Below are 1,377 nucleotides of genomic sequence, written 5' to 3'. Positions count from 1 at the left end.
AAATTCATGCGCTGGCTCAGCGCGTCGATATCGGCCATCGCAACGGTGCGCACGCCGTCATTAATAATTTCGCGAGCCTCTGTCCATGTTTGAATGACTTGGGCTAATTCAATCAAATGTGAGGGCACTGGCGGGCGCACTGGATTGTAATCGGTAGAAATTCCTTCGATCCAAATGTGCTCGCCTTTTTCGTTTAAACACAAGCGATCAATGCGCGGTAACTTCACACGGTAAGTAACCAAAATCAATGTGTCGGCGACGGCACCGGCAACATTAAAGCCGGTGTCGTCGGCGTTAGTGATTTCCGCATCTTTGATGTATTGGTAAGTCACATCATACGAAGAGCCGGGACTTGGCTCCGCACCATTCGGCGACCAGTCCACTTTGCCCGCGGCTAATATCCAGTCGGCATTTTTGTTGTAAGTTGTTGCACCTTGTTTCACCTGCGTAATTTGAATAACCGACGTGTCTGGCAGTGGATCAGGCGCCCCCGCATAGGTGCCGTGGTTGATCGTGACGGTGCGTTGCGCTGTGATGCGTACCTGTTCAATTTCCGCTGCGGGTGTGCGATCCAGATTTACGCGCTGATTGTTGATGGTGGTGGAGGTGTGCGGCTCGCTGTCGATAAATTTCAATACCGGTACAGCGGCATAATGAATACGACGCGAGGTATTCAATTGCACACCAAAACCATTAACGCGCGCGCGGCCTTCTTCGAGGTTATACATTTGATCGCCGTTAACCGCGTCTGGCAGCGCTGTGACACGCAATCCACTTACGACATAGTTAGACCCCGAGCTATCGCGGTCGTAGCGCGCTATGGCTTGTGAAACGGCATCCAGTGTGGGTGGTGGCTCTTTGGCGGAGATGTGGCCGTGATCGATGGTATAGACGGGATAGAAGACACCTTCAGTGCCATCGCCGTAAATGCCCCATTGTGTATTGATTTGGTTGCGTGCTGCACCGGGCTGCTTGTAGCCACGCGCACCCACCGCCGGATTCAATAGAGTAGGGTCTTGCATTTCAGTGATAGTGAGTGAGTGGACATACACACCAATCACCACAATGTCATCAAGTGGTACGCTCAAGTTCTTGGCACCTACACCGCGAACTGCACCAGCAAGATAAAGCGCACCGGATTCAATCGACACCGCACCAGTATCTGCATTAATCACTATGCCTGCATCGCGGATAATATCGCCGTCGGCAAACAATACATCGCTGATATTTTGCAGACGATGATGCATTGCACTTTGTAATTCATTGAATTCTGCTGTTTGCAACACTTTGTCGGAGCGAAACAAAATAGAATCGTAATTTTTATCGGGGTCAAAATGATTATAAGTGTTAGTCATGGCAGCACCGGAAAATTAAAAG

General features: G+C 50.2%; 1 protein-coding gene. It reads right to left on the bottom strand.

Annotation, left to right across the window (positions count from 1 at the left end):
• On the bottom strand, positions 1-1,355 hold a 1,355-nt coding region (locus tag A596_RS21695), incomplete at its 3' end, for a DUF4815 domain-containing protein (protein ID WP_039918854.1).
• Between the last annotated feature and the right edge of the window lie 22 nt (positions 1,356-1,377).

It is taken from the genome of Cellvibrio mixtus subsp. mixtus J3-8, from assembly GCF_000766945.1.
Classification (GTDB): Bacteria; Pseudomonadota; Gammaproteobacteria; order Pseudomonadales; family Cellvibrionaceae; genus Cellvibrio; species Cellvibrio mixtus_A.
This window is presented reverse-complemented; position numbering and strand designations above follow the sequence as displayed.